At 56.4% G+C, this 26,888-nt stretch carries 23 protein-coding genes; 19 read left to right on the top strand and 4 right to left on the bottom strand.

Going from position 1 to position 26,888, the window contains the following annotated elements; translation table 11 throughout:
- Positions 1-662: 662 nt before the first annotated feature.
- Genes EH206_RS17525 through EH206_RS17515 form a run of 3 tightly spaced genes read left to right on the top strand, consistent with a single transcriptional unit; the run spans position 663 to position 2,280 of the window.
- Entirely contained in the window at positions 663-1,016 is a 354-nt protein-coding gene (locus tag EH206_RS17525) for a YqcC family protein (RefSeq protein WP_009114155.1), read from the top strand.
- Complete coding sequence (gene truC / locus EH206_RS17520) at positions 1,009-1,797, top strand: tRNA pseudouridine(65) synthase TruC (protein ID WP_040344058.1); 789 nt, start codon at positions 1,009-1,011, stop codon at positions 1,795-1,797. The genes EH206_RS17525 and truC overlap by 8 nt, the downstream gene beginning before the upstream one ends.
- Positions 1,798-1,818: 21 nt before the next feature.
- Positions 1,819-2,280, top strand: coding sequence for a flavodoxin (locus EH206_RS17515; RefSeq protein ID WP_009114153.1), 462 nt, complete (start codon positions 1,819-1,821; stop codon positions 2,278-2,280).
- A gap of 192 nt (positions 2,281-2,472) precedes the next feature.
- Here EH206_RS17515 and EH206_RS17510 read toward each other — a convergent pair whose 3' ends face one another.
- From EH206_RS17510 to map, 4 genes are all read right to left on the bottom strand, one after another.
- On the bottom strand, positions 2,473-2,862 hold the full coding sequence (locus tag EH206_RS17510; protein ID WP_009114152.1) for a DUF3461 family protein: 390 nt from the start codon (positions 2,860-2,862) through the stop codon (positions 2,473-2,475).
- Positions 2,863-3,078: 216 nt separating this feature from the next.
- Positions 3,079-3,906, bottom strand: coding sequence for a 2,3,4,5-tetrahydropyridine-2,6-dicarboxylate N-succinyltransferase (dapD, locus tag EH206_RS17505; protein WP_009114151.1), 828 nt, complete (start codon positions 3,904-3,906; stop codon positions 3,079-3,081).
- Between the two features lie 28 nt (positions 3,907-3,934).
- Complete coding sequence (gene glnD, locus EH206_RS17500) at positions 3,935-6,619, bottom strand: bifunctional uridylyltransferase/uridylyl-removing protein GlnD (RefSeq protein WP_009114150.1); 2,685 nt, start codon at positions 6,617-6,619, stop codon at positions 3,935-3,937.
- A 212-nt stretch (positions 6,620-6,831) separates the two neighbouring features.
- Positions 6,832-7,626: a type I methionyl aminopeptidase gene (map, locus tag EH206_RS17495; protein ID WP_009114149.1), complete on the bottom strand. Its 795-nt coding sequence runs from the start codon at positions 7,624-7,626 to the stop codon at positions 6,832-6,834.
- A 347-nt stretch (positions 7,627-7,973) separates the two neighbouring features.
- Between map and rpsB the strand changes: the two genes are divergently transcribed.
- The 16 genes from rpsB (at position 7,974) to dnaE (ending at position 26,881) form a co-directional block, all read left to right on the top strand.
- Positions 7,974-8,699: a 30S ribosomal protein S2 gene (gene rpsB, locus EH206_RS17490; protein WP_009114148.1), complete on the top strand. Its 726-nt coding sequence runs from the start codon at positions 7,974-7,976 to the stop codon at positions 8,697-8,699.
- A gap of 113 nt (positions 8,700-8,812) precedes the next feature.
- Positions 8,813-9,670, top strand: coding sequence for a translation elongation factor Ts (gene tsf, locus EH206_RS17485; protein WP_136163839.1), 858 nt, complete (start codon positions 8,813-8,815; stop codon positions 9,668-9,670).
- A gap of 152 nt (positions 9,671-9,822) precedes the next feature.
- The gene (gene pyrH, locus EH206_RS17480; RefSeq protein WP_009114146.1) at positions 9,823-10,554 is read left to right on the top strand and encodes a UMP kinase; all 732 of its coding nucleotides are present in this window, start codon (positions 9,823-9,825) and stop codon (positions 10,552-10,554) included.
- A gap of 273 nt (positions 10,555-10,827) precedes the next feature.
- Positions 10,828-11,385: a ribosome recycling factor gene (gene frr, locus EH206_RS17470; protein WP_040343388.1), complete on the top strand. Its 558-nt coding sequence runs from the start codon at positions 10,828-10,830 to the stop codon at positions 11,383-11,385.
- A 222-nt stretch (positions 11,386-11,607) separates the two neighbouring features.
- Positions 11,608-12,807 carry a 1-deoxy-D-xylulose-5-phosphate reductoisomerase gene (gene ispC, locus EH206_RS17465; RefSeq protein WP_009114144.1) on the top strand — a complete coding sequence of 400 codons (1,200 nt, stop codon included), beginning with the start codon at positions 11,608-11,610 and terminating at the stop codon, positions 12,805-12,807.
- A 190-nt stretch (positions 12,808-12,997) separates the two neighbouring features.
- On the top strand, positions 12,998-13,759 hold the full coding sequence (gene ispU / locus EH206_RS17460; protein WP_009114143.1) for a (2E,6E)-farnesyl-diphosphate-specific ditrans,polycis-undecaprenyl-diphosphate synthase: 762 nt from the start codon (positions 12,998-13,000) through the stop codon (positions 13,757-13,759).
- 9 nt (positions 13,760-13,768) lie between these two features.
- Positions 13,769-14,626: a phosphatidate cytidylyltransferase gene (gene cdsA, locus EH206_RS17455; RefSeq protein ID WP_009114142.1), complete on the top strand. Its 858-nt coding sequence runs from the start codon at positions 13,769-13,771 to the stop codon at positions 14,624-14,626.
- Between the two features lie 22 nt (positions 14,627-14,648).
- Positions 14,649-16,013 (top strand): sigma E protease regulator RseP, encoded by a 1,365-nt coding sequence (gene rseP, locus EH206_RS17450; protein WP_009114141.1) that lies wholly within the window; start codon positions 14,649-14,651, stop codon positions 16,011-16,013.
- Positions 16,014-16,048: 35 nt separating this feature from the next.
- A complete protein-coding gene (gene bamA, locus EH206_RS17445; protein ID WP_009114140.1) occupies positions 16,049-18,484 on the top strand; it encodes an outer membrane protein assembly factor BamA in 2,436 nt (811 codons plus the stop codon).
- A gap of 120 nt (positions 18,485-18,604) precedes the next feature.
- Positions 18,605-19,102, top strand: coding sequence for a molecular chaperone Skp (gene skp, locus EH206_RS17440; RefSeq protein ID WP_009114139.1), 498 nt, complete (start codon positions 18,605-18,607; stop codon positions 19,100-19,102).
- 3 nt (positions 19,103-19,105) lie between these two features.
- Positions 19,106-20,128 carry a UDP-3-O-(3-hydroxymyristoyl)glucosamine N-acyltransferase gene (gene lpxD, locus EH206_RS17435; protein ID WP_009114138.1) on the top strand — a complete coding sequence of 341 codons (1,023 nt, stop codon included), beginning with the start codon at positions 19,106-19,108 and terminating at the stop codon, positions 20,126-20,128.
- A gap of 190 nt (positions 20,129-20,318) precedes the next feature.
- Positions 20,319-20,792 carry a 3-hydroxyacyl-ACP dehydratase FabZ gene (gene fabZ / locus EH206_RS17430; RefSeq protein WP_198008301.1) on the top strand — a complete coding sequence of 158 codons (474 nt, stop codon included), beginning with the start codon at positions 20,319-20,321 and terminating at the stop codon, positions 20,790-20,792.
- A 4-nt stretch (positions 20,793-20,796) separates the two neighbouring features.
- Positions 20,797-21,585, top strand: coding sequence for an acyl-ACP--UDP-N-acetylglucosamine O-acyltransferase (gene lpxA / locus EH206_RS17425; RefSeq protein WP_009114136.1), 789 nt, complete (start codon positions 20,797-20,799; stop codon positions 21,583-21,585).
- 3 nt (positions 21,586-21,588) lie between these two features.
- Positions 21,589-22,737: a lipid-A-disaccharide synthase gene (gene lpxB / locus EH206_RS17420; protein ID WP_009114135.1), complete on the top strand. Its 1,149-nt coding sequence runs from the start codon at positions 21,589-21,591 to the stop codon at positions 22,735-22,737.
- Positions 22,734-23,333: a ribonuclease HII gene (rnhB, locus tag EH206_RS17415; protein WP_009114134.1), complete on the top strand. Its 600-nt coding sequence runs from the start codon at positions 22,734-22,736 to the stop codon at positions 23,331-23,333. Before lpxB ends, rnhB begins: the two co-directional genes overlap by 4 nt.
- 65 nt (positions 23,334-23,398) lie before the next feature.
- The gene (gene dnaE, locus EH206_RS17410) at positions 23,399-26,881 is read left to right on the top strand and encodes a DNA polymerase III subunit alpha (RefSeq protein WP_009114133.1); all 3,483 of its coding nucleotides are present in this window, start codon (positions 23,399-23,401) and stop codon (positions 26,879-26,881) included.
- The last annotated feature ends 7 nt before the right edge of the window (positions 26,882-26,888 follow it).

Below are 26,888 nucleotides of genomic sequence, written 5' to 3'. Positions count from 1 at the left end.
TGAGCAATCAGTACCCCCATTTTTTTATGGCGGGCAATCCTGCCCGCCACCCTGCGGGCCGTCGCGGGGCGACGTTTAAAAACGCTCCCGGCGTTTTTTTATGGCGGGCCATCCCTGCTTGCTACCCTGCGGGCTGAGGAATCCCCACAAATTTGGGGAAGGAATGTCTGTAAGCGCAGTGGGGATTTCGTGCGCACTAACCTCAGTCGATTTCTGCGACCATCGCAGCACGCGCCCGACACGGGGGGCTCAGGCGCCAGCCCCCCGTGACCCCAGGCTTTTCGCGAAAATCGCGTCGCTACGCGATGCCTTCGGCGTTCGTGACCGCTGGTCGGGCCGCCATTGACGCGCTCCCGGCGCGGCACTGGCTTTCGCGGCGTCCGTGCCGCTCACCCGGCGGTCACGCCCACCTCAGCGCGATTTTTTACGCGAAGGAAAAACTTTAAAAAACAACACGCTGCTATTTAAGAGGATCTATCAAATAATACTTAATTATTTTCTGGGGATTCCTCAGCCCTGCGGGCCGTCGCAGGGCGACGTTTAAAAACGCTCCCGGCGTTTTTTTACCGAATACGTTTAGCAAAATGCGCATATTGGGCGAGACTGATATCAATGCTATGCTTTGCCGCCAACCACAACAGGCTTCAGCCGTGAGAGACCGCATGAGTTTAGAGAGCCGGGTTCGTCAGTCGCTGATCGACATCGAACGCGTATTAAAAAACAGCCCTTTCTGGCAGACCTCCCCCCCGGAAGCCTCCGCCTTCGCCAGCGTCGAGCCGTTCTGTATCGATACCATGCGGGCGGAGCAGTGGCTGCAGTGGGTACTGTTGCCGCGTATGCACGCCTTGCTTGACGGCGGCGCCCCCTTGCCGACCGAATTTTCCCTACTGCCCTATTTTGAAGAGGCGCTGGAAGGCGTTCCATCCGATCTTGAACCGATTTTGACGCAGATTGGACAGCTCGACGCTCTGTTTGCCCATCGCCGGAATTCCCCTGATGAACGCCACGATGCTTGAGATCGTTTACCAGGATGAGCATCTGGTGGCGGTCAATAAGCCGGCTGGTTGGCTGGTCCATCGCAGCTGGCTGGATCGTAAAGAGAAAGTGGTGGTGATGCAGACGGTGCGCGATCAGATTGGTCGGCATGTCTATACCGTCCATCGTTTGGACCGGCCGACATCCGGCGTGCTTTTACTGGCGCTGTCCAGCGACGTGGCCAGGCTGTTGTCGCAACAGTTTGAGCAGCATCGGGTGCGGAAAACCTATCACGCCGTGGTGCGCGGCTATGTGCTGGATGATGGGGTGGTCGATTACGCTCTGACGGAGGAACTGGACAAAATAGCGGATAAACTAGCCAATCCTGATAAGGCGCCGCAGCCCGCGGTGAGCCATTATCGCGCGCTGGCGCGGGTTGAAATGCCGGTGGCCATCGGCCGCTACCCGACGTCGCGCTACAGCCTGCTTGAACTGACGCCGCAAACGGGGCGCAAACATCAGCTGCGCCGTCATATGTCGCACCTTCACCATCCGATTATCGGCGACAGCGCCCACGGCGATCTGCGGCAGAACAGAGGCATGGGGACGCATTTCGCCTGCGGCAGGATGATGTTGCATGCAAGCCGACTGAATTTGACTCACCCGGCGAGCGGCGAGGCATTAACGTTGCAGGCGCGTTGGGATGCGCCGTGGCAGGGGGTAATGGCGCAATTTGGCTGGCAGGGGATTCTCCCTGAGTTTGAAAAGGTTGAGTTTCCTGCGGCGTCGGGTCAGGATAGCGGGCATTTCATCAGGTCTTAAATAAAATTGGAGTTACAAATCATGGCGCAGATTGGTATTTTTGTTGGCTCGGTCTACGGCAACGCGGTGCTGGTAGCCGAAGAAGCGGAAAATATCCTCAGAGAACGCGGACATGAGGTTAACGTTTTTGAGGATGCGTCGCTGGAGTCATGGCTGAGCTACCTTGAGCACTATATTCTGGTGGTGACCTCAACCACGGGCCAGGGACAGCTTCCTGACTCGATCGCGCCCCTGTATACCGCTTTACGCGAGCAGGGGGGCTATCAGCCGCAGCTGCGCTATGGATTGATCGCGCTGGGCGACAGCAGCTATGAGAATTTCTGCGGCGGTGGGCATCAGTTTGACGCGCTGTTGCGGGAAATCGGCGCCAAGCGCATCGGCGACGTACTGGAAATCGATGCGATTGAGCATCCTGAACCGGAAGTGGTTTCCTGCCCGTGGGTAGAGCAGTGGGCGGAGTCGGTCGAGGCGCAAGGGCAGTAAGCTGCATACAAAACGGGAGCGCGAGGCTCCCCGTTCAGACCATTGACAAGCCCGTTATTAGGGAGAGCGTGGCGAGGGGCCGTAGCGGCGTAAGCCGCCGGAGCGCCCCTCGGTACGGTAGGCCCGGGTATCTCAGGCTTACAGACGACTTTGTCAGCAACCTCCGTTTTACATTGTCCCGCGGCCTGGCCGTCAGCGATTTTTAGTCAGCTTCTCCAAATCGGCTTCGATCTCGGCGATTTTGTTCGATACCACGCCTTCCAGATGGCGCAGATCGTCAAGGATCTTGCGTTTCAAATCGACTTCCACCTGCTCGTGCTGACAGATTTGATCGAGCTCCTCAATCACATAGCGCAGATTGGGGCTGATTTCGTTGATCTCTTTGTAAGCCTGACCGGAATTGTCCGCCATGATGGTTTTACGCTGACGCGGATATTTGAATTTTACGCTTTTGGCGAAAAACTCCCCCTTATCCTTGCGAAAGTATATTTTCAGAATGTCGTTGCTGGCTTCCTGACGCAGACTATAGCGATCGATATCATCCGGGTTGCTGATACCCAGGCTTTTCAGATTGTCATACATGGCGCGGCCTTTTTTGGTTTTAAAATACGTCAATGATTATAGGGAGAAGCGACCGGGTTTATCTGTGATTGTTCACAATTTTTTGTGCGCTGGCACGCCACAAAAAACTTCCGGGAGAGGTTTTTGACGTCGCCTTGGCGACGACCCGAAGGGTGGCGGCCATGGATGGCACGCCACAAAAAAAAGCGGGTTGGATAAACCCGCCGGCTTCGCCTGTTAGTCGATGGTGCGCAATAACTCGTTGATTCCCACTTTGGCGCGGGTTTTCGCGTCCACTTTTTTAACGATAACCGCGCAATACAGACTGTGGCTGCCATCTTTCGAGGGCAGGTTGCCGGAGACAACCACGGAACCCGCCGGTACGCGGCCGTAGTGGATCTCGCCGGTTTCACGGTCATAAATCCTCGTGCTCTGGCTGATAAATACGCCCATGGAAATCACCGAACCTTCTTCAACGATCACCCCTTCGACCACTTCCGAACGCGCGCCGATAAAGCAGTTGTCTTCGATGATGGTCGGGTTGGCCTGTAAGGGTTCCAGAACGCCGCCGATGCCGACGCCGCCGGACAGGTGCACGTTTTTACCAATCTGCGCGCAGGAACCCACCGTTACCCAGGTATCGACCATGGTGCCTTCATCGACATAGGCGCCGATGTTGACGTAAGAAGGCATCAGCACGGTGTTGCGGGCGATAAAGGCCCCCCGGCGCACGCTGGCCGGCGGCGCCACGCGGATACCGTCGCGTTGGAAGCGCGCTTCATCGTAATCGGCGAATTTCATCGGAACCTTGTCGAAAAAGCGCGTTTCCGCCCCTTCGATAAGCTGGTTATCGTTAATGCGGAAAGAGAGCAGCACGGCTTTTTTCAGCCATTGATGGGTGACCCACTGGCCGTCGATTTTTTCTGCAACACGCAGCGCGCCATTGTCCAGCAGGGCGATGGCCTCATTGACCGCCCCGCGGGTAATGGCGTCTGCATTGGCGGGGGTAATCTCGGCGCGGCGCTCGAAAGCATTTTCGATAACGTTCTGTAGTTGTTGATGCATCCTGTTTTCTCTTTCCTGATTGTGAAAATTAACTCAATGGTACTTTATCGTTTGGGTTAAGGGCTTCTGTCAACCGTTGTTGCAATTTAACGCGCAATTCCGGTTTTAGCGCCCGTCTCTCGCTGTCGGCGAGAATAAACAAGTCCTCCACCCGTTCGCCGATGGTGGAAATACGCGCGCCGTGCAGCGACAGATTAAGGTCGGCGAAAATTTCGCCGATACGGGCCAGCAGCCCCGGTTGATCGAGGGCGCTAAGCTCCATATAGCTGCGTCTGTCCGTATGGGTCGGCAAAAAGCTCACCTCGGTCGGTACGCTGAAGTGACGTAGCTTCGGCGACGAGCGGCGGGCGCGCGGATGCTGATAGTCACGCTGCGTCAGCGCCTGCTCAAGGGCGTAACGCGTGGTTTCGTGACGATCCTGCGCCAGCGGGCTGCCGTCCGGCTCCAGGACGATAAAGGTATCCATCGCCATGCCGTCGCGGCTGGTGAAGATTTGCGCATCGTGCACGCTGAGGTTGCGGCGATCCAGTTCGCCGGCCACCGTGGCGAACAGATAGGGCCGGTCCTGGCAGCGGATAAAAATTTCCGTGCCGCCCCGGCTGGCCTGATGGCTGATCAGTACCAGCGGTTTACTGCTGTCGTGCTCCAGCAGGTGGCGGGCGTGCCAGGCCAACTGATTGGGGGAATGGCGCAGGAAATAGTCGGCCCGGCAGCGGCCCCAGATATTATGCAGCGCCTCTTCATCGATATTGTCCATACGCAGCAGAGCCAGCGCCTGTAAGCGGTGGTGGCGCACGCGTTCGCGCACGTCCGGGGTATTCTGCATCCCCCGGCGCAGCTGTTTTTCCGTGGCGAAATAGAGCTCGCGCAACAGACTCTGTTTCCAACTGTTCCACAGGGTTTCGTTAGTGGCGCAGATGTCCGCGACGGTCAGACTGACCAGATAGCGCAAGCGGGTTTCGCTCTGCATTTCCGTGGCGAACTGCTGAATCACGGTCGGGTCCTGAATATCGCGGCGCTGGGCGGTAACGGACATCAGCAGATGGTGGCGCACCAGCCAGGAAACCAGCTGCGCTTCACGCAGGTTCAGTCCGTGCAGCGTGGCGAACTCCAGCGCATCCTGGGCGCCGAGTTCGGAATGATCGCCCCCGCGCCCTTTGGCGATATCGTGAAACAGGGCGGCGAGCAGCAGCAGTTCCGGCTGCGGCAGACGCGGGTAGAGCTCCACGCACAGCGGGTGGCGCGTTCGGGTTTCCTCATCGGCGAAGCTTTCCAGCTTCAGCAATACCCGGATGGTGTGCTCATCGACGGTGTAGGCGTGGAACAAATCGAACTGCATTTGCCCGACGATGTTGCCCCATTGCGGTATATAGGCCGACAGCACGCTGTGGCGATGCATGGGGAGCAGCGCGCGGCTTACCGCATGCGGGTGGCGCAGGATGTTCATAAACAGCTGCCGCGCCTCCGGGATGGCGCATAGCGGGCCGGCGAGATGGCGCCGCGCGTGACGCAACTGGCGCAGGGTGGTGGAATAAATCCCCGCGATGTCGCGGCTGCGCACCATCTGGTAAAACATGCGCATGATGGCTTCCGGCTTATGGATGAACAACGTGCTGTCGCGTAGATCGATCAGGTTGCCGCGCAGCTGAAATTCATCATCGATCGTCCGGGGTTTTTCGTTCGGCTCCAGCGCCAGAATCGCTTCGTCGAACAGTTGCAGCAGCATCTGGTTCAGTTCGCTGACGCGATGGGTCACCCGGTAGAAGTCTTTCATCATCCGCTCTACCGGCGCATTGCCTGCGCCCTGATATTGCAGAAGCTGCGCCACGTTGAGCTGACGGTCGAACAGCAGGCGGTTGTCGTAGCGCGGCAGCAGCAAATGCAAGGCAAAGCGGATACGCCACAGAAAGCTCTGGCATTCATTTAGCTCCTTGCGCTCCGTTTCCGTCAGGAAACCGAAACCGACCATTTCGTCAAGGGAGGTGGCGCCGAAGTGGCGGCGGGCCACCCACAACAGCGTATGAATGTCGCGCAATCCGCCGGGGCTGCTTTTGATATCGGGTTCGAGGTTGTAGCTGGTGCCGTGGTAACGCTTGTGACGCTCTTGCTGTTCGGCGATTTTTGCCGGGAAAAAGGTCGCCGAGGGCCAGAAGTCTTCGCTGAATACCTGTTTTTGCAGATTGAGGAACAGCGCCACGTCGCCGCAGATCATGCGGGATTCAATCAGGTTGGTGGCGACCGAGATGTCCGCGCGTCCTTCCTGCAAACACTCTTCCAGCGTTCTGACGCTGTGGCCGACTTCAAGCTTGAGATCCCACAGCTGGGTAATGAATGCGCCCACGCGCTGTGAGTGCTGCTCGCTGAGCTTCTCCTGGCTCAGCACCAGAACGTCGATATCCGACAGCGGATGCAGTTCGCCGCGCCCGTAGCCGCCAACGGCGACCAGCGCCGTTTGCGGCACGTTTTCAAAACCGTAAAAAAGCCACAGCCGTTGCAGCAAATGGTCGATGAACTGCGTTCTGGCGTCGATAAGCGTTTCCGCACTGACGCCCGAGGTAAACTCGGTCGCCAGCCAGCCTTGAAATTGTTCCAATTGCTGTTTCAGCACCCGGCAATTCAGCATCTCGTCGCGGTAAGTAAGTGGCGAATCAGGAGGCGGAGCAACCGCGGGGGATGGTGCGAGAATATCTGGCGGAAGGTTTTTTTGCATCATATGCGCAGCCCATAACAAATTGCCGTGAGTGGTGACAACGACGGAACCGACAAAAGGGTCGTCCCCGCGCCCTGCGTCATCTCCGCAGATCCCCGCCTTCGCGGGGAGGGATCTCAGACAACGCAGGGTCGTCAGTGAAAACGGATCCCTGCCTACCGCCGCAGGGACGACGGGATAGCCAGTCTTTGTCGGTAACCTTCACCGGCTCGATATTATGCCTGATGAGTGATGATGTTAGGGATGGTGTCATCTTTCCGCAATGTCATTATTTCGCAGCCGTTGTCGGTTACCACAATAGTGTGTTCGTACTGCGCCGACAAGCTGCGATCTTTGGTTTTTACCGTCCAGCCGTCTTTCATGGTGCGGATGCGGAAATCGCCGGCGTTGACCATCGGTTCAATGGTGAAAGCCATACCGGGCTGTAAAACCACGCCGCCGTCGTCCGCGTCATAGTGCAGCACCTGCGGTTCTTCATGGAACCCTTCGCCAATACCGTGGCCGCAGTATTCACGTACCACCGAGAAGTCGTGCGATTCAACGTATTGCTGGATCGCTTTGCCCAGCGCGCGCAGGCGGATTCCGGGTTTCACCATCTTCAACGCCAGATAAAGGCTTTCCTGGGTGATGCGGCACAGGCGTTCGCCCAGGATGGTAGGTTTGCCGGCGATAAACATTTTCGAGGTGTCGCCATGAAAACCATTTTTGATCACCGTAACGTCGATATTGACGATATCGCCGTCTTTGAGAATTTTCTCTTCGCTGGGAATGCCGTGGCATACCACTTCGTTGATTGAGATGCACACGGATTTGGGGAAGCCGTGGTATCCCAGAGAGGCGGAAACGGCCTGCTGTTTATTGATGATGTGATCGTGGCAGATTCTGTCCAGTTCGGCGGTACTGACGCCCGGTACAACATAAGGTTCGATGATTTCCAATACTTCGGCGGCCAGGCGTCCGGCCACGCGCATTTTTTCGATATCTTCAGGGGTTTTTATTGATATTGCCATTGAATAATGTCCGCAGGTGTCGCATTGAACGACGAAATTAAGGTTGCTCGGTAAGTAATAACGTATGTTATCAGCCCTGCTATCGGCTTGCCAAATGATGATTATGAAACGCCGCGGCGGGAATAACAAAAGTTGGTGTCCAGGCGGGAATTATGGTATAAAGCGCGCCGATGATCCGACCGGGTGTTTCTGCGTACCGTTCGGCTGAATCAACTAAACTCACTTTGTGTATATAACACACACGTGTCGGCACATTCGCCGGGGTGCTCCAAAGGTTTTCAACCCGCGGGGTCGGCGCAATGGGACACGTGGAGGCTTAACCCCATACTTAATTTACAGAGGTAATCATGGCAACTGTTTCCATGCGCGACATGCTCAAGGCTGGCGCCCACTTTGGTCACCAGACCCGTTACTGGAACCCGAAAATGAAGCCGTTCATCTTCGGTGCGCGTAACAAGGTGCATATCATCAACCTTGAGAAAACCGTACCGTTGTTCAACGATGCGCTGGCTGAGCTGAGCAAAATTGCTTCTCGCAAGGGCAAAATTCTGTTCGTCGGTACCAAACGCGCAGCAAGCGAAGCGGTAAAAGAAGCTGCTGACAGCTGCGATCAGTTCTTCGTGAACCATCGCTGGCTGGGCGGTATGCTGACTAACTGGAAAACCGTTCGTCAGTCCATCAAACGTTTGAAAGATCTGGAAACGCAATCCCAGGACGGTACTTTCGACAAACTGACCAAGAAAGAAGCGCTGATGCGCACCCGCGAACTGGACAAGCTGGAAAACAGCCTGGGCGGTATCAAGGATATGGGCGGTTTGCCGGACGCGCTGTTCGTTGTTGACGCCGATCATGAACATATCGCCATCAAAGAAGCCAACAACCTGGGTATCCCGGTGTTCGCTATCGTTGATACCAACTCCGATCCGGATGGCGTTGACTTTATCATCCCCGGTAACGATGACGCCATCCGTGCAGTGAATCTGTACCTGAGCGCCGTTGCGACCGCCGTTCGCGAAGGCCGTTCTCAGGATCTGGCTGAACAAGCGGAAGAAGGCTTGGTAGAAGCTGAATAATAAGGCTGGCTCTGTGAGCCCTTATTAACCAGGTATTGACATATGTTGGTTAGGGGGCCTGTTAAGGCCCCCTTTTTACTTATCTCCCCCGCGAGATAACCGAGGAAAAGATAATGGCTGAAATTACCGCTGCCCTGGTAAAAGAACTGCGTGAGCGTACTGGCGCAGGCATGATGGAATGTAAGAAAGCGCTGGTTGAAGCGAATGGCGACATCGAGCTGGCTATCGACAACATGCGTAAGTCCGGCCAGGCGAAAGCCGCCAAGAAAGCCGGCCGCGTGGCTGCTGAAGGCATCATCCTGACCAAAATTTCCGCAGACGGCAAATACGGCGTCATCGTTGAACTGAACTGTGAAACCGACTTCGTCGCCAAAGACGCCGGCTTCAAGGCTTTCGGTGAAGAAGTGGTTAGCGCGGCGCTGAACGATCGCATCGCCGACGTTGACGCGCTGAAAGCGAAATTTGAAGAACAGCGCACCGCGCTGGTGGCGAAAATTGGTGAAAACATCAATATTCGTCGTATCGCGGTTCTGGAAGGCGACGTGCTGGGTTCTTACCTGCACGGCGCGCGCATCGGCGTCGTTGTTGCCGCTACCGGCGCGGATGAAGAGCTGATCAAGCACATCGCCATGCATATCGCCGCCAGCAAACCCGAATACGTTAAAGCCGACGATGTTCCGGCCGACGTGGTGGCTCGCGAGCACCAGATCCAGCTGGATATCGCCATGCAATCCGGCAAGCCGCGTGAAATCGCGGAAAAAATGGTCGAAGGCCGTATGCGTAAATTCACCGGTGAAATCTCCCTGACCGGTCAGCATTTCGTGATGGACCCGAGCAAAACCGTCGGCGATCTGCTGAAAGAGCACAAAGCCGACGTAACCAGCTTCATCCGCTTTGAAGTGGGTGAAGGTATTGAGAAAGCCGAAGTCGACTTTGCCGCTGAAGTTGCGGCAATGAGCAAGCAATCTTAATATAAAAAAAGGAGCCGCCGGTTGGCGGTTCCTTTTTATCCAGCCAAAATAATTTCAGTGCATTTGTGGGTGTTCACATTCTGGTGAACAGCGATAAGTGCGACAGTAGCAACTCCCAATACTACGATGACAGCCTGTAGGATAAGAACACCATGGCAACCAATGCAAAACCCGTATATCAACGAATCCTGCTTAAGCTGAGCGGCGAAGCTCTGCAGGGAACCGATGGTTTTGGTATCGATGCGAGCATTCTGGATCGCATGGCTCAGGAAGTGAAAGAACTGGTTGAGTTGGGTATCCAGGTCGGTGTGGTCATCGGCGGTGGCAACCTGTTTCGCGGCGCTGGTCTGGCCAAAGCAGGGATGAACCGCGTTGTGGGCGACCATATGGGGATGCTGGCGACCGTCATGAATGGCCTGGCGATGCGTGATGCGCTGCACCGCGCCTATGTAAACGCCCGTCTGATGTCGGCGATCCCGCTGAACGGCGTGTGTGATAATTACAGCTGGGCGGAAGCGATCAGCCTGTTGCGCAATAACCGGGTGGTGATTTTCTCCGCGGGCACCGGTAATCCTTTCTTTACCACCGATTCGGCAGCCTGCCTGCGCGGTATCGAAATTGAAGCCGACGTGGTGCTGAAAGCGACGAAGGTGGACGGCGTTTATTCCGCCGATCCGGTGCAGGATCCCTCCGCGGTATTGTATGAAACGCTGAACTATCAGGAAGTGTTGGAGCGCGAGCTGAAAGTGATGGATTTAGCCGCCTTTACGCTGGCGCGCGACCACAACCTGCCTATCCGGGTTTTCAATATGAACAAGCCCGGCGCGCTGCGCCGCGTGGTCATGGGTGAGAAAGAAGGGACGTTGATCAGTAATAACGGATAACCCTAAAAATAGGGTAATATTCTCCCCTGATAACAAAAGATAGCCAGCTCGCGCTGGTACAGGCCATCGACAAAGCCCGTTATTAGGGAGAGCGTGGCGAGGGGCCGTAGCGGCGTAAGCCGCCGGAGCGCCCCTCGGTACGGTAGGCCCGGGTATCTCAGGCATACAGGCGACTTTGTCAGCAACCTCAGCCAGCTCGCGCTGGTATTAATTATTCACCGGGTCATGCGCTGCCATGCCCCGTCAGGCAACCAGCTTTCAAGGGTTCACAACGTGATTAATGAAATCAGAAAAGATGCTGAAACGCGCATGGAAAAATGCGTAGAGTCTTTCAAAAACCAGATCAGCAAAATTCGTACCGGCCGCGCATCGCCCAGCATTCTTGACGGTATTCAGGTCGAATATTACGGCAGCGCCACGCCGCTGCGCCAGTTGGCCAACGTGGTGGTGGAAGATTCCCGCACCCTGGCGATTACCGTATTCGATCGTTCGCTCGGCCCGGCGGTTGAGAAAGCGATCATGTCTTCCGATCTCGGTCTGAATCCTTCGTCCGCGGGGGCGGTCATTCGCGTGCCTCTGCCGGCGTTGACGGAAGAGCGCCGTAAAGATCTGATCAAGGTGGTGCGCGGCGAAGCGGAGCAGGGACGGGTATCGGTACGTAACGTGCGCCGTGACGCCAACGATAAGCTGAAAGCACAGCTGAAAGACAAAGCGATCAGCGAAGATGAAGAGCGCCGTGCCCAGGACGAGGTTCAGAAACTGACCGATATCTACATCAAAAAAGTGGATGCCGCCCTGGCGGAGAAAGAAACGGAACTGATGGATTTCTAATCGGCTCGCTTGAGGCGTCGCGGGAAAGTGAGGGTGCCGCCGGCATCAGCCTTGCCGCGGCGCTTTGTTTTTGGTGAATGGTTTTTTGATGTTCTATAAATCTATTGCAGCAGGTCATCCTTGTTGGCGATTATTTGCGATAAACAATATAGACACGTTAGGGCAATCGTCTCAGACTAGTCTGCTTTCCTGTCATCACATCCCATTATCCAGAGCATTTTAATGAAGCAACTGACTATTCTTGGCTCGACCGGTTCTATTGGCGTCAGTTCGCTGGCGGTGATTAAGGCGAATCCAGACAAATTTGCGGTAAAGGCATTAGCGGCGGGGCGCAACGTCGAGCGCATGCTGGAGCAGTGCTTAACTTTTCGTCCGGCCTACGCCTCAATGGCGGATGAAGCCAGCGCCAGATTGTTGCGTCAGCGGCTGGCGCAACACGGGTGCCGGACGGAAGTCCTGTCCGGGGAACGGGCGGCGTGCGAACTGGCCGCGCTGGATGATGTGGATCAGGTGATGGCGGCCATCGTCGGCGCGGCGGGCCTGCCGCCGACGCTGGCCGCCATCCGCGCGGGCAAACAGGTTTTACTGGCGAACAAAGAGTCGCTGGTGACCTGCGGACGCCTGTTTATGGATGCGGTGACGCAAAGCGGCGCGCAGCTGTTGCCCATCGATAGCGAACATAATGCGATTTTTCAGAGTTTACCTGAGCAAATTCAGCGTCAGTTAGGCTACTCTTCTTTAGAACGGTATGGCGTTGAGCGTATTATACTCACCGGATCCGGCGGGCCGTTTCGCGAAACGCCGGTGGCGACGTTAGCCGGCATGACGCCCGATCAGGCCTGTGCGCACCCCAACTGGTCGATGGGCCGCAAGATTTCAGTGGATTCCGCCACCATGATGAACAAAGGGCTGGAGTACATTGAGGCGCGCTGGCTGTTTAATGCATCCGCCGAGCAGATGGAAGTGATTATCCATCCCCAGTCGGTGATTCATTCCATGGTGCGCTATGTCGACGGCAGCGTGCTGGCGCAGCTGGGATCGCCGGATATGCGTACGCCGATTGCCCACGCCATGGCGTATCCCGAGCGCGTGGCGTCGGGAGTAAAGGCATTGGATTTCTGCCGGTTGGGCGCGCTGACGTTTTCCGCCCCCGACTATGCGCGCTATCCCTGTTTACAACTGGCTATTGATGCTTGTAATCACGGTCAGGCGGCGACCACGGCGCTAAATGCCGCCAATGAAATCGCGGTCGCCGCCTTTTTACAATTACAGATTCGTTTCACCGATATTGCTGCGGTTAATCAGCAGGTGATCGAGCAACTGACATTGCCGGAGCCGGTAAGCGTGGATGAAGTTCTCTTTATCGACCTTTGGGCCAGGCAGGCTGCAACACGGACGCTGGGCATGGTGCGCCATAGGTAAATTCACATGGCACGATTTGTTCATGTGTGGTTGAGATGGTATAGTCTGCGCCACTCGACGCCCGGCCGGGTGATGCTTCCTGGCCGGTGGTGAAGTTAAGCCGTGATCGTTCACGGCTTTTTTGCGCTGACAGAGTCTGGTGTTACGGAAGGTCTGTTGTATTTCTTGCTTGAGGATATAAGTACGCGTTATGCCGTCCGATAATCAAAAAAGTGCTGATAATCTGCCATTCGCCGTGCCTCGGCATGTCGCCATCATTATGGATGGGAACGGCCGCTGGGCGAAAAATCGGGGTAGACTGCGGATTTTCGGACATCAGGCCGGTGTTAAATCGGTACGCCGGGCGGTAAGTTTTGCCGTCAGCCATGAACTTGACGCGTTAACCCTTTATGCGTTCAGCAGTGAAAACTGGAACCGTCCCGCGCAAGAGGTCACCGCCCTGATGGAGCTGTTTGTCCGGGCGCTGGACAGCGAAGTCAAAAGCCTGCATAAACACAACGTTCGCTTATGCGTTATCGGCGATATCAGCCGTTTCAGTCTGCGTTTACAAGAGCGCATCCGCCGTTCGGAAGAGCTGACGAAAAATAATCAGGGTCTGACGCTGAATATTGCCGCGAATTATGGCGGCCGTTGGGATATTATTCAGGGAGTACGGCGGCTTGCCGAGCAGGTACAGGAAGGAACATTGCGCCCTGATAGTATTGATGAAGCGTCATTGTGCCAATATATTTGCCTGAATGAACTGGCGCCGGTTGATTTGGTGATCCGCACCGGCGGCGAACATCGGATAAGTAACTTCCTGCTGTGGCAAATCGCTTATGCCGAGCTCTACTTTACCGATGTCCTTTGGCCTGATTTCGATGAACAAGTCTTTGAAGGTGCGCTGAATGCATTTGCACAACGCGAGCGTCGCTTCGGGGGAACAACACCTATCGATGCGGATGCATCCTAGGGGGAACTTTTGCTGAAGTATCGCCTGATTACTGCTTTAATTTTAATTCCGATCGTTATCGCAGCGCTGTTTTTGTTGTCCCCGGTGGGCTTTATTCTGGTCACGCTTGCCGTTTGCATGCTGGCTGCCTGGGAATGGGGGCAGCTTGCCGGGTTCGCCTCATACGGCCAACGGCTGTGGTTGGCTATTCTGTGCGGCTTTTTGTTGGTGCTGATGTTGCTGACGCTGCCGGCATACCGTTATACGATCCATGTACCGCAAATTAGCGCCGCGCTCTGGGTTTCTCTCGCCTGGTGGGTTATCGCGCTGTTTCTGGTTCTGTTCTATCCCGCTTCCGCGGCCTTATGGCGCTGTTCCCGCGTTCTGCGGCTGCTGTTCGGGGTAGTGACCATCGTGCCATTTTTCTGGGGAATGGTCGCGCTTCGCCAGTATAACTATGATATCAATCCCTTTATCGGCGCGTGGTGGCTGCTGTACGTCATGCTTCTGGTGTGGGGAGCTGACAGCGGCGCTTATCTGTTCGGCAAACTGTTCGGCAAGCGTAAACTTGCGCCAAAAGTATCTCCGGGGAAAACCTGGGAAGGGCTTATCGGCGGGTTGATAACCTCGGCGGCGCTCTCTTTGCTATTCAGCCGCTATGCGCCGCTGGCGATTGCGCCGGCAACGCTGCTGGTCTGTTCCGTTGTCGCCGCGCTGGCTTCTGTACTGGGTGATCTGACCGAAAGTATGTTTAAACGCGAGGCGGGCATTAAAGACAGCAGCCATTTGATCCCCGGGCACGGCGGCGTGCTCGACCGTATTGATAGCCTGACAGCCGCCGTACCGGTGTTTTCCTGTCTGATGCTGTTGATGTTTAAGGCCGTTTAGGATGAGGCGTTAGGGATTATTTATGATGAATTTCCTCTGGAGCCTGGCCGCATTTATCATCGCACTGGGTGTGTTGATCACCGTGCATGAGTTCGGCCACTTCTGGGTGGCTCGTCGCTGCGGCGTAAAGGTTGAACGTTTTTCCGTCGGCTTCGGCCGGGCGCTATGGCGCCGTCGTGATAAACTCGGCACTGAATACGTTATCGCCTTAATTCCGCTGGGCGGTTATGTCAAAATGCTCGACGAGCGCGTCGATACCGTGGCGCCGGAATTTCGTCATCAATCATTTAATAGCAAGACGGTCTGGCAGCGTGCCGCTATCGTCAGCGCGGGACCCGTCGCCAATTTCCTGTTGGCCATCGTCGTCTATTGGCTGGTGTTTATTATCGGGGTACCCGGCGTTCGTCCGGTGGTGGGGGAAATATTGCCCGATTCCATCGCCGCGCAGGCTGAAATATCAGCCGGGATTGAACTAAAGTCGGTTGACGGTATCGAAACGCCTGATTGGGATACGGCGCGTCTGGCGCTGATTGGCAAAATCGGCGACGATGAAGTGGTGCTGGGCACGGCGCCCTTCGGCGCCGGCCAGTCCGCCCGGATAGCGCACAAAACGCTGGATCTGCGCAACTGGCAGTTTGAGCCGGATAAACAGGATCCCGTTACCTCGCTGGGGATGGTTCCCCGGGGGCCGCAGGTTGAGGCGGTACTCACCCAGGTACAACCGGGGTCGGCGGCGGAAAAAGCGGGTTTACAAGCCGGGGACAGGATCGTTAAAGTCGGCGGAGAGGTTTTAACCCACTGGAACGTTTTTGTTACCGCCGTGCGCGATAATCCCGGCCGGGACATCGCGCTGGAGGTGGAGCGGGGCGGGATAACCTTGCCTTTGACGTTGACGCCCGTGGGCAAATCCGTCGGCAATGGCAGAGTTGAAGGACTGGCGGGAGTGATGCCCAGCGTGGCGCCGCTTCCTGAGGAATACCGAACGGTACGTCAGTATGGGCCGTTTAGCGCCATCTATCAGGCGACGGACAAAACCTGGCAACTGATGAAGTTGACCGTCAGTATGTTGGTAAAACTGGTTACGGGTGATGTTAAGCTGAATAACCTGAGCGGTCCGATTTCGATTGCTCAGGGGGCGGGAATGTCGGCGGATTACGGATTGATCTATTATCTGATGTTTCTGGCGTTAATCAGCGTCAATCTGGGGATTATCAATCTGTTCCCATTGCCGGTGCTGGATGGTGGACACCTGCTCTTTCTGGCGGTCGAAAAACTGCAGGGCAGGCCGGTTTCTGAGCGTGTGCAGGACGTTAGCTACCGCATTGGTACAGTATTGCTGATGTTGTTAATGGGACTCGCACTTTTCAATGATTTCTCCCGCCTGTAGGCGTGGGATTAGGTTAGGAAAAACGCATAACAACGATGGCGATGAAAAAGTTGCTCATAGCGTCGCTGCTGTTCAGCAGCGCCACCGTATACGGTGCAGACGGGTTCGTAGTGAAGGACATTCATTTCGAGGGCCTGCAACGGGTTGCCGTCGGAGCGGCATTACTCAGTATGCCAGTCCGTGTTGGTGATACCGTCAGTGATGATGATATCGGTAATACCATCCGTGCTTTGTTCGCTACCGGAAATTTTGAGGATGTCCGCGTCCTGCGCGACGGCGAAACGCTGATTGTGCAGGTCAAGGAGCGCCCGACGATCGCCAGCATGACGTTTTCCGGCAACAAGTCGGTGAAAGACGACATGCTGAAAGAGAATCTGGAAGCTTCCGGCGTGCGGGTGGGCGAGGCGCTGGACCGTACCGCGCTTTCCACCATCGAGAAAGGGTTGGAGGATTTCTACTATAGCGTCGGTAAATACAGCGCCTCGGTAAAGGCCGTCGTCACGCCGCTGCCGCGTAACCGCGTCGATCTGAAGCTGGTGTTTACCGAAGGGGTCTCCGCCAAGATTCAGCAAATCAATATCGTCGGCAACAAGGCATTCAGCTCCGACGAGTTGATTTCGCGTTTCCAACTGCGGGATGAAGTACCGTGGTGGAACGTGGTCGGCGATCGCAAATATCAGAAGCAGAAGCTGTCCGGCGACCTCGAAACGCTGCGCAGTTTTTATCTGGATCGCGGCTATGCCCGCTTTAACATCGATTCCACCCAGGTCAGCCTGACGCCCGATAAAAAGGGCATCTACATTACCATCAACCTGACGGAAGGCGATCAATACAAACTTTCCGGCGTTGCCGTCAGGGGGAACCTGGCCGGCCATTCCGCGGAAATCGAAGGGCTGACGAAAATCGAGCCGGGCGAACTGTATAACGGCGCCAAGGTTACCCGCATGGAAGAGGATATCAAGAAGCTGCTGGGCCGTTACGGCTACGCTTATCCGCGCGTGGTGACCCAGCCAGAAATCAATGACGCCGACAAAAGCGTCAGGCTTGATATCAACGTTGATGCCGGTAATAGGTTCTATGTTCGACGCATCCGTTTCGACGGTAACGATACCTCCAAAGATTCCGTGCTGCGCCGTGAAATGCGCCAGATGGAAGGCGGCTGGCTGGGCAACGATCTGGTTGAACAGGGTAAAGAGCGTCTGAATCGGTTAGGGTACTTTGAAAGCGTCGATGTGGAAACGCAGCGCGTTCCCGGCACCGCCGACCAGGTCGACGTGACCTATAAGGTCAAAGAGCGCAACACCGGGACATTCAACTTCGGCGTGGGCTTCGGGACGGAAAGCGGCGTCAGCTTCCAGGCCGGCGTGCAGCAGGATAACTGGTTGGGTACCGGGAATTCCGTTGGCATCAGCGGGACGCGAAACGACTACCAGACCTACGTCGAGCTCTCTCTGACCGACCCGTACTTCACGGTGGACGGCGTCAGCCTAGGCGGTCGTATCTTCTACAACAAGTTTGAAGCGTACGACGCGGATCTGTCCGACTATACCAATACCAGCTACGGTATCGGCAGTACCCTGGGCTTCCCGATAAACGAGAACAACTCGCTGCGTCTGGGAGTGGATTACGTCCATAACGACCTGTCGGATATGAGGCCGCAGGTGGCGATGTGGCGCTATCTGGATTCGGTCGGCGTCAAACCGGAAGTAGTTGGCGAAAGCGATAAATCCAGTGCGGACTTCAGCGCCAACGATTTCTTCCTCAATACCGGCTGGAGCTACAATAATCTGGACCGCGGCTACTTCCCGACCTCGGGCACCCGTGCGTCGGCCAACGCCAAAGTCACCATTCCTGGTTCAGACAACGAATACTACAAACTGACGTTTGATTCGGCCAGCTACTTCCCGCTGAGCGAAAACCGTAACTGGGTGCTGATGGGGCGTGCCCGCGCCGGTTACGCCGACGGTCTGGGGGGCAAGGAAGTGCCGTTCTACGATAACTTCTATGCCGGCGGTTCGAGCACCGTGCGTGGCTTCCAGTCCAATACCATTGGGCCTAAGGCGGCGTACTATAAATGCCCGACGGCGTCATTACCGGGCTCTTATGCGAATTGCCCGATCGATGCGGACAATCTGGACGACGCGGTGGGCGGTAACGCCATGGCGGTATTGAGCGCGGAACTGATTGTGCCGACGCCGTTTATCAGCGAGAAGTATGCCAACTCGGTGCGTACCTCGTTCTTTATCGACGGCGGTACGGTATGGGATACCAACTGGGAAAACACCCAGGCAACCATTGATGCGGGTGTCCCTGATTATGGCAAGGCCGACAATTTCCGCGTTTCCAGCGGCATCGCCCTGCAATGGATGTCGCCGCTTGGGCCGCTGGTCTTCTCCTATGCCCAGCCGGTTAAAAAGTACGATGGGGATAAGTCGGAGCAGTTCCAGTTTAATATCGGCAAAACCTGGTAAGGCGGCGTCGGTAAACGTATGTAAGACAAGTCGCATGGCGGGCATGGTCTGTGCATCAATGCCATGACGCTATGCACATCAACGTGTTAAGACACAAACGGTTAGGTTGAGGAGTTTATAGTGAAAAAGTGGTTGTGTGCCGCAGGCCTCGGATTAGCATTGGCTGCTTCAGCCAGCGTTCAGGCCGCTGACAAGATTGCCGTCGTTAACGTATCCAGCATTTTCCAACAGTTGCCGCAGCGTGAAACGGTAGCTCGTCAACTGGAAAACGAGTTCAAAGGCCGCGCTTCTGAATTGCAATCATTGGAAAAAGATTTGCAAACCAAAATGCAGCGTCTGCAACGTGATAGCTCTACCATGAAAGCGAGCGATCGCAATAAAATGGAAAAAGACATCATGACGCAGCGCGAGCAGTTCTCCACTAAAGCGCAGGCATTTGATCAGGACAATCGCCGTCGCCAGATGGAAGAGCGCAACAAAATCCTGAGTCGTATTCAGGATGCGGTAAAATCCGTTGCCAGCAAAGAAGGCTATGATGTGGTGATCGATGCTAACGCGGTAGCCTATGCCGCCAATGCCAAAGACATTACCGCCGACGTGCTGAAACAGGTTAAATAATACATGTATTCGATTCGACTGGATGCTTTGGCACAGCAGTTGGATGCGCAATTACACGGTGATGGCAGCGTTGTCATCACCGGCGTTGCTTCTATGCATTCAGCAAAGTCCGGACAGATTACGTTTCTGTCCGACAGCCGCTATCGTCAGCAACTGGCGGAAACCCAGGCTTCCGCGGTGGTGCTGACGGAGGCGGATCTGCCTTATTGCCAGGCAGCGGCGCTGGTAGTTAAAAATCCTTATCTTACCTATGCGCGTATGGCGCAACTTATGGATACTACTCCGGCCCCGGCCAGCGATATCGCGCCCAGCGCGGTTATCGCCGCGGATGCCGTTCTGGGGCGGCAGGTCGCCGTCGGCGCCAACGCCGTCATCGAAGCCGGCGCGCGGCTGGGTGATGGCGTAAGCATCGGGGCGGGCTGTTTTATCGGTAAAAATGCGCGTATCGGCGCCGGCACCCGTCTGTGGGCGAACGTAACGGTGTACCACAACGTTGAAATCGGCCAACAGTGCCTGATTCAATCGGGCGCGGTTATCGGCTCCGACGGTTTTGGCTATGCCAACGATCGCGGCAACTGGATCAAGATCCCGCAATTGGGCACGGTGAGAATCGGCGATCGGGTGGAAATCGGCGCCAGCACCACCATCGATCGCGGCGCGCTGGATGATACGATAGTCGGCAATGGGGTGATTATCGATAATCAATGTCAGATTGCTCACAACGTGGTGATTGGCGACAATACGGCCGTTGCCGGCGGCGTCATTATGGCCGGCAGCCTGAAAATCGGGCGTTATTGTATGATTGGCGGCGCCAGTGTGATCAATGGCCACATGGAGATCTGCGATAAAGTCACGGTGACGGGAATGGGCATGGTTATGAGACCAATTACCGAACCTGGGGTATACTCTTCTGGCATTCCTTTGCAGCCCAATAAAGTTTGGCGCAAGACCGCCGCGTTGGTGATGAATATTGACGATATAAGCAAGCGGTTAAAAGCCGTTGAGCGAAAAATTGATAAAAGCTAGCCACCGGCGTTTTGTCTGATTAGGTGAAAACGCATAGTCCGGACGTAAACGAAAAGTTCGGGTGTGAGAAAATAGTGCTTGGTTATTGAATAGCGTTTCGCGCACCTGTGCACTAATCCTTATTTGCGGCCTGCCTGAAGATCCCCCTTTTGGGGTCTGAGCAGGCCGTGTTGTTGATGGCATCAGTTTTATGGACAGGAAGAGTATTTTGACTACTGACACTCATACTCTGCATATTGAAGAGATCTTAGAATTATTACCTCACCGGTTTCCGTTTTTACTGGTTGACCGCGTGCTGGATTTCGAAAAAGGAAAGTTTTTACGGGCGGTGAAAAATGTCTCTTTCAATGAGCCCTTCTTTCAGGGACATTTCCCGGGCAAACCTATCTTCCCCGGAGTGCTGATTCTGGAAGCCATGGCGCAGGCCACGGGCATTCTGGCGTTTAAAAGCGTCGGCAGGCTGGAGCCGGGGGAACTGTATTACTTTGCGGCCATTGACGAGGCGCGCTTTAAACGCCCCGTACAGCCGGGGGATCAAATGATCCTTGAGGTCGAATTTATCAAAGAGCGTCGCGGCGTTGCACGCTTTAAGGGTGTCGCCAAAGTCGATGGTGAAATAGCCTGTGAAGCGTCAATGATGTGTGCTCGTCGTCGGGAGGCCTGATAACGTGATTGATCAAACCGCCTTTGTTCATCCCAGCTCCATCGTTGAAGATGGCGCTATCATTGGCGCCAATGTGCATATTGGCCCATTCTGCTACATCGGTTCTCAGGTCGAGATCGGTGCGGGTACTGTTCTGAAGTCGCACGTTGTGGTTAACGGCATCACCAAGATTGGCCGCGACAACGAAATCTATCAGTTCGCCTCGATTGGCGAAGTGAATCAGGATCTGAAGTACGCAGGAGAGCCGACTCGCGTTGAGGTCGGCGATCGTAACCGTATACGCGAGAGCGTCACTATTCATCGTGGCACCGAGCAAGGCGGTGGGTTGACCAAAGTCGGCAGCGATAATCTGCTGATGATCAACACCCATATCGCCCATGACTGCGTGATTGGCGATCGTTGTATCCTGGCCAATAACGCCACGCTGGGCGGGCACGTCTCCGTTGATGATTTCGCCATCATCGGCGGTATGACGGCGGTGCATCAATTCTGCATCATCGGCGCGCACGTCATGGTCGGCGGATGTTCCGGCGTGGCGCAGGATGTGCCTCCCTACGTGATTGCGCAGGGGAATCACGCCACGCCGTTCGGTCTGAACATCGAAGGGTTGAAGCGCCGCGGTTTCGAGAAAGAGACCCAGCACGCCATCCGTAACGCCTACAAGCTGATTTACCGCAGCGGTAAAACGCTGGACGAGGTAAAACCGGAAATCGAAGCGCTGGCGGCCGCTCACCCGGCGGTGCAGGCATTCCTCGATTTCTTTGCCCGTTCTACCCGCGGCATCATTCGTTAATTCATGCCGCCGCGTCCTTTGGTTATCGGACTGGTCGCCGGGGAAACCTCCGGCGACATTCTCGGCGCCGGCCTGATTCGGGCGCTGAAAGCGCAGGCGCCGGATGCCCGTTTCGTCGGCGTCGCCGGGCCGCGTATGCAGGCCGAAGGCTGCGAAGCCTGGTACGAAATGGAAGAGCTGGCGGTGATGGGCATCGTGGAGGTGCTTGAACGCCTGCCGCGTTTGCTTAAAATTCGTCGGGACTTGACGCAGCGCTTTAGCGAACTGCGGCCTGACGTTTTTGTCGGCATTGATGCGCCGGATTTCAACATCACGCTGGAAGGTCGGCTGAAACGGCGCGGCATCAGCACCATTCACTATGTCAGCCCGTCCGTTTGGGCCTGGCGGCAAAAACGCGTTTTCAAAATAGGCAAAGCGACCGATCTGGTGCTGGCCTTTCTTCCTTTTGAAAAAGCGTTTTACGATCGTTTCAACGTGCCTTGCCGTTTTATCGGCCATACGATGGCGGACGCCATGCCCCTGCATCCGGATAAGCAGGCGGCCAGAGCGGCGCTCGGCATCCCCGACGGCAGTCTCTGTCTGGCGCTGCTCCCCGGCAGCCGCGGCGCCGAGGTGGAGATGCTCAGCGCCGATTTTCTGCACACCGCCCGGCTGCTGCGCCAGCGTTTCCCCGCGCTGGAAATCGTCGTTCCGCTGGTCAACGGCAAGCGTCGCGAGCAGTTTGAACGGATAAAAAACAGCGTGGCGCCTGATTTACCGCTGCATATACTGGACGGGCGCGCGCGCGAAGCGATGATCGCCAGCGACGCCGCGCTGCTGGCCTCCGGCACCGCCGCGCTGGAGTGCATGCTGGCCAAATGCCCGATGGTGGTGGGTTATCGTATGAAACCGTTCACCTTCTGGCTGGCGCAGCGATTGGTGAAAACGCCCTGGGTCTCCCTGCCCAATCTGCTGGCCGGGCGCGAACTGGTCAGCGAACTGCTGCAGACCGACTGCACGCCGGATAAACTGGCGGCGGCGCTGCTGCCCTGGCTGGCCGATGAAAGCAAAACCGCCGCGCTGCAGGCCACTTTTATGGAGTTGCACCAGCAGATTCGCTGCAATGCCGACGAACAGGCGGCGCAGGCCGTATTGGAATTAGTGAAATCATGAGCGAGACCTTTACTTACCCGCCGGCGTACTGCCGTATCGCCGGGGTTGATGAAGTGGGGCGCGGCCCGTTGGTGGGCGCCGTCGTCACCGCCGCGGTGATCCTCGATCCCGCCCGGCCGATTATCGGTCTGGCGGATTCAAAACAGCTGAGTGAGAAACGCCGGCTGGCGCTGTATGATGAAATAAAGGAAAAAGCGCTTTCCTGGAGTCTTGGCCGGGCGGAGCCTGAGGAAATAGACCGCTTGAACATCCTGCACGCCACCATGCTGGCGATGCAGCGGGCCGTGGCCGGGCTGGCGCTGACGCCCGATTTGGTGTTGATCGACGGGAATCGCTGTCCTGCCTTGCCGATACCGGCGCAGGCGGTGGTGAAAGGGGATAGCCGCGTGGCGGAGATCAGCGCGGCCTCCATTATGGCGAAGGTGACGCGCGACAGCGAGATGGTGGCGCTGGATAAACTTTTCCCCGCCTACGGTTTCGCGCAGCACAAAGGCTATCCCACCGCTTTTCATCTCGAGAAGCTGGCGGCTTTGGGCGCCACCGCGTTTCACCGCCGGAGTTTTGCTCCGGTGAAACGGGCGCTGGGACTGGCGTAATCATCATTAACCCTCAGCGCGGCCGCGTGCGGCGTTGACTAATCGATAAATTCTGGGATCTGGCGATGGCCGAACCACGTTTTGTTCACCTGCGTGTTCACAGTGACTATTCCATGATCGACGGGCTGGCGAAGGTCGGGCCGCTGGTAAAGAAAGCGGCGTCGCTGGGCATGCCGGCGCTGGCGATTACCGATTTCACCAACCTGTGCGGGCTGGTGAAGTTTTATGGCGGCGCGCATGGCGCCGGCATCAAGCCGATTATCGGCGCGGATGTCTACGTCGCCAGCGAAGAATTGGGCGATGAACTCGCTCATCTCACGCTGTTGGCGATGGATAATGAAGGCTACCAGAATCTGACGCTGCTGATTTCCCATGCTTATCAACGCGGCTACGGGGCCGAGGGTCCGACGATAGATCGCCACTGGCTGATTGAGAAAAATAGCGGATTGCTGCTGCTCTCCGGCGGCCGCAACGGCGACGTCGGCAAGTTTATGCTGCGCGGCAATCAGACGCAGGCCGAACAGTGCCTGGCGTTCTATCAGCAATATTTCCCCGATCGTTATTACCTGGAGCTGATCCGCACCGGGCGCCCGGATGAAGAAAGCTATCTGCACGCCGCCGTGGAACTGGCGACCAGATACGGCCTGCCGGTGGTGGCGACCAACGACGTCCGCTTTATCAGCGAAGAGGATTTCGACGCCCACGAAATCCGCGTCGCCATCCACGACGGTTATACGCTTGACGATCCCAAACGGCCGCGCAACTACAGTCCGCAGCAATATATGCGCACCGAAGAGGAGATGTGCCAGCTGTTTGCCGATATCCCCGAGGGATTGGCCAACAGCGTCGAAATCGCCAAACGTTGCAACGTGACCATCCGCCTGGGCGAATACTTCCTGCCGCAATTCCCGACCGGGGATATGACCACGGAAGATTATCTGGTCAAACGGGCGAAAGAAGGGCTGGAAGAGCGTCTGGAATTCCTGTTTCCCGATCCGCAAGAGCGGGCGCAGAAACGCCTGGAATATGATGAACGCCTGGATATCGAGCTGCAAGTCATCAACCAGATGGGCTTCCCCGGCTACTTCCTGATCGTGATGGAGTTTATCCAGTGGTCCAAGGATAACAATGTGCCCGTCGGTCCTGGGCGCGGGTCGGGCGCCGGTTCGCTGGTGGCCTACTCGCTGAAGATCACCGATCTGGACCCTCTGCAGTTTGACCTGCTGTTCGAACGCTTCCTCAACCCCGAGCGCGTCTCCATGCCGGACTTCGACGTCGACTTCTGCATGGAAAAGCGCGACCTGGTTATCGATCACGTCGCCGATATGTACGGCCGCGACGCGGTATCGCAGATTATTACCTTCGGCACCATGGCCGCCAAAGCGGTGATCCGCGACGTGGGCCGGGTGCTGGGCCATCCTTACGGTTTTGTCGATCGCATTTCCAAACTGGTGCCGCCCGACCCGGGGATGACGCTGGAAAAAGCCTTTGCGGCGGAACCGCAGCTGCCTGAAATCTACGAGGCGGATGAAGAGGTCAAGGCGCTAATTGATATGGCGCGCAAGCTGGAAGGCGTAACGCGCAACGCCGGCAAACACGCCGGCGGGGTGGTTATCTCCCCCACCAAAATCACCGACTTCGCCCCGCTGTACTGCGATGCGGAAGGCAACCATCCGGTCACCCAGTTTGATAAAAGCGACGTCGAATATGCCGGGCTGGTGAAGTTCGACTTCCTCGGCCTGCGTACGCTGACCATCATCGACTGGGCGCTGGAGATGATTAACGCGCGCCGGGCGAAGCAGGGTCAGGAGCCGATAGATATCGCCTCCATTCCGCTGGATGACAAGAAGAGTTTCGACATGCTGCAACGCTCGGAAACCACGGCGGTGTTCCAGCTTGAATCGCGCGGCATGAAGGACCTGATCAAACGCCTGAAGCCCGACTGCTTTGAAGATATGATCGCGCTGGTGGCGCTGTTCCGCCCCGGTCCGCTGCAGTCCGGCATGGTGGATAACTTTATCGACCGCAAACACGGGCGCGAGGCCATCTCCTATCCGGATATCGAGTGGCAGCACGAATCGCTGAAACCGGTGCTGGAGCCGACCTACGGCATTATCCTGTATCAGGAACAGGTAATGCAGATCGCCCAGGTGCTGGCGGGCTATACCCTGGGCGGCGCGGATATGCTGCGTCGCGCCATGGGTAAAAAGAACCCGGTCGAAATGGCCAAGCAGCGCGGCGGTTTTGAAGACGGCGCGAAGTCGCGCGGGGTGGACGGCGAACTGGCGATCAAAATCTTCGACCTGGTGGAGAAATTCGCCGGCTACGGATTTAACAAATCGCACTCCGCCGCCTATGCGCTGGTCTCCTACCAGACTCTGTGGCTGAAGGCGCACTATCCGGCCGAGTTTATGGCGGCGGTGATGACCGCCGATATGGACAACACCGATAAAGTGGTCGGGCTGGTGGACGAATGCTGGCGCATGGGGCTGAAAATCCTGCCGCCGGACATCAACAGCGGTCTTTATCATTTCCACGTCAACGACGACGGCGAGATCGTTTACGGCATCGGGGCGATCAAGGGCGTCGGCGAAGGGCCGATTGAAGCGATTATCGAAGCGCGTAATCAAGACGGCTATTTCAAAGAGCTGTTTGATCTGTGCGCCCGTACCGATATCAAGAAACTGAACCGCCGGGTGCTGGAAAAGCTGATTATGTCCGGGGCGTTCGACCGCCTGGGGCCGCATCGCGCCGCGCTGATGAACTCGCTGGGCGATGCGCTGAAGGCCGCCGATCAGCACGCCAAGGCGGAAGCCATCGGCCAGGTGGATATGTTTGGCGTGCTGGCCGATGCGCCCGAACAGGTCGAACAGTCCTACAGTACGGTTGCGCCCTGGCCGGAACAGGTGGTGCTGGACGGTGAGCGGGAAACGCTGGGGCTCTACCTGACCGGCCATCCGATCACCCAGTACCTTAAGGAGATCGAACGTTACGCCGGCGGCGTGCGTTTGAAAGATATGCACCCGACGGAACGGGGCAAAATGACCACTGCCGTGGGCCTGGTACTGGCCGCCAGGGTAATGGTCACCAAGCGGGGAAACCGCATTGGCGTTTGTACTCTGGACGATCGTTCCGGTCGTCTGGAAATCATGCTGTTCACCGATGCGCTGGAGAAATATCAGCATTTACTGGAAAAAGACCGTATCCTGATCGCCAGCGGGCAGGTCAGCTTTGACGACTTCAGCGGCGGGCTTAAAATGACCGTCCGGGAGTTGATGGATATTAGCGAAGCGCGGGAAAAATATGCGCGCGGACTTGCTATCTCGCTGACTGACAGGCAAATTGATGACCAACTATTAAACCGTCTCCGCCAATCGCTGGAACCTCATCGATCGGGGACGATCCCGGTGAATCTCTATTACCAGCGTGAAGATGCGCGCGCCCGGTTGCGTTTCGGCGCGGCATGGCGCATAACGCCGACGGATGCGTTGCTGAACGATCTGCGCACGTTAGTAGGTAATGAACAGGTGGAACTGGAATTTGACTAATATAGGA

This window comes from Brenneria nigrifluens DSM 30175 = ATCC 13028 (genome assembly GCF_005484965.1).
GTDB lineage: Bacteria > Pseudomonadota > Gammaproteobacteria > Enterobacterales > Enterobacteriaceae > Brenneria > Brenneria nigrifluens.
The sequence above is the reverse complement of the archived record's forward strand: the minus strand, read 5'-3'. Positions and strand labels throughout refer to the sequence as shown.

Excerpts from the sequence above, each read along its gene's own strand:
- EH206_RS17525 (WP_009114155.1), top strand. The coding sequence starts at position 663 with ATGAGTTTAGAGAGCCGGGTTCGTCAGTCGCTGATCGACATCGAACGC.
- truC (WP_040344058.1), top strand. The coding sequence starts at position 1,009 with ATGCTTGAGATCGTTTACCAGGATGAGCATCTGGTGGCGGTCAATAAG.
- EH206_RS17515 (WP_009114153.1), top strand. The coding sequence starts at position 1,819 with ATGGCGCAGATTGGTATTTTTGTTGGCTCGGTCTACGGCAACGCGGTG.
- EH206_RS17510 (WP_009114152.1), bottom strand. The coding sequence starts at position 2,862 with ATGTATGACAATCTGAAAAGCCTGGGTATCAGCAACCCGGATGATATC.
- dapD (WP_009114151.1), bottom strand. The coding sequence starts at position 3,906 with ATGCATCAACAACTACAGAACGTTATCGAAAATGCTTTCGAGCGCCGC.
- glnD (WP_009114150.1), bottom strand. The coding sequence starts at position 6,619 with ATGATGCAAAAAAACCTTCCGCCAGATATTCTCGCACCATCCCCCGCG.
- map (WP_009114149.1), bottom strand. The coding sequence starts at position 7,626 with ATGGCAATATCAATAAAAACCCCTGAAGATATCGAAAAAATGCGCGTG.
- rpsB (WP_009114148.1), top strand. The coding sequence starts at position 7,974 with ATGGCAACTGTTTCCATGCGCGACATGCTCAAGGCTGGCGCCCACTTT.
- tsf (WP_136163839.1), top strand. The coding sequence starts at position 8,813 with ATGGCTGAAATTACCGCTGCCCTGGTAAAAGAACTGCGTGAGCGTACT.
- pyrH (WP_009114146.1), top strand. The coding sequence starts at position 9,823 with ATGGCAACCAATGCAAAACCCGTATATCAACGAATCCTGCTTAAGCTG.
- ispC (WP_009114144.1), top strand. The coding sequence starts at position 11,608 with ATGAAGCAACTGACTATTCTTGGCTCGACCGGTTCTATTGGCGTCAGT.
- ispU (WP_009114143.1), top strand. The coding sequence starts at position 12,998 with ATGCCGTCCGATAATCAAAAAAGTGCTGATAATCTGCCATTCGCCGTG.
- rseP (WP_009114141.1), top strand. The coding sequence starts at position 14,649 with ATGATGAATTTCCTCTGGAGCCTGGCCGCATTTATCATCGCACTGGGT.
- bamA (WP_009114140.1), top strand. The coding sequence starts at position 16,049 with ATGGCGATGAAAAAGTTGCTCATAGCGTCGCTGCTGTTCAGCAGCGCC.
- lpxD (WP_009114138.1), top strand. The coding sequence starts at position 19,106 with ATGTATTCGATTCGACTGGATGCTTTGGCACAGCAGTTGGATGCGCAA.
- fabZ (WP_198008301.1), top strand. The coding sequence starts at position 20,319 with ATGGACAGGAAGAGTATTTTGACTACTGACACTCATACTCTGCATATT.
- lpxB (WP_009114135.1), top strand. The coding sequence starts at position 21,589 with ATGCCGCCGCGTCCTTTGGTTATCGGACTGGTCGCCGGGGAAACCTCC.
- rnhB (WP_009114134.1), top strand. The coding sequence starts at position 22,734 with ATGAGCGAGACCTTTACTTACCCGCCGGCGTACTGCCGTATCGCCGGG.
- dnaE (WP_009114133.1), top strand. The coding sequence starts at position 23,399 with ATGGCCGAACCACGTTTTGTTCACCTGCGTGTTCACAGTGACTATTCC.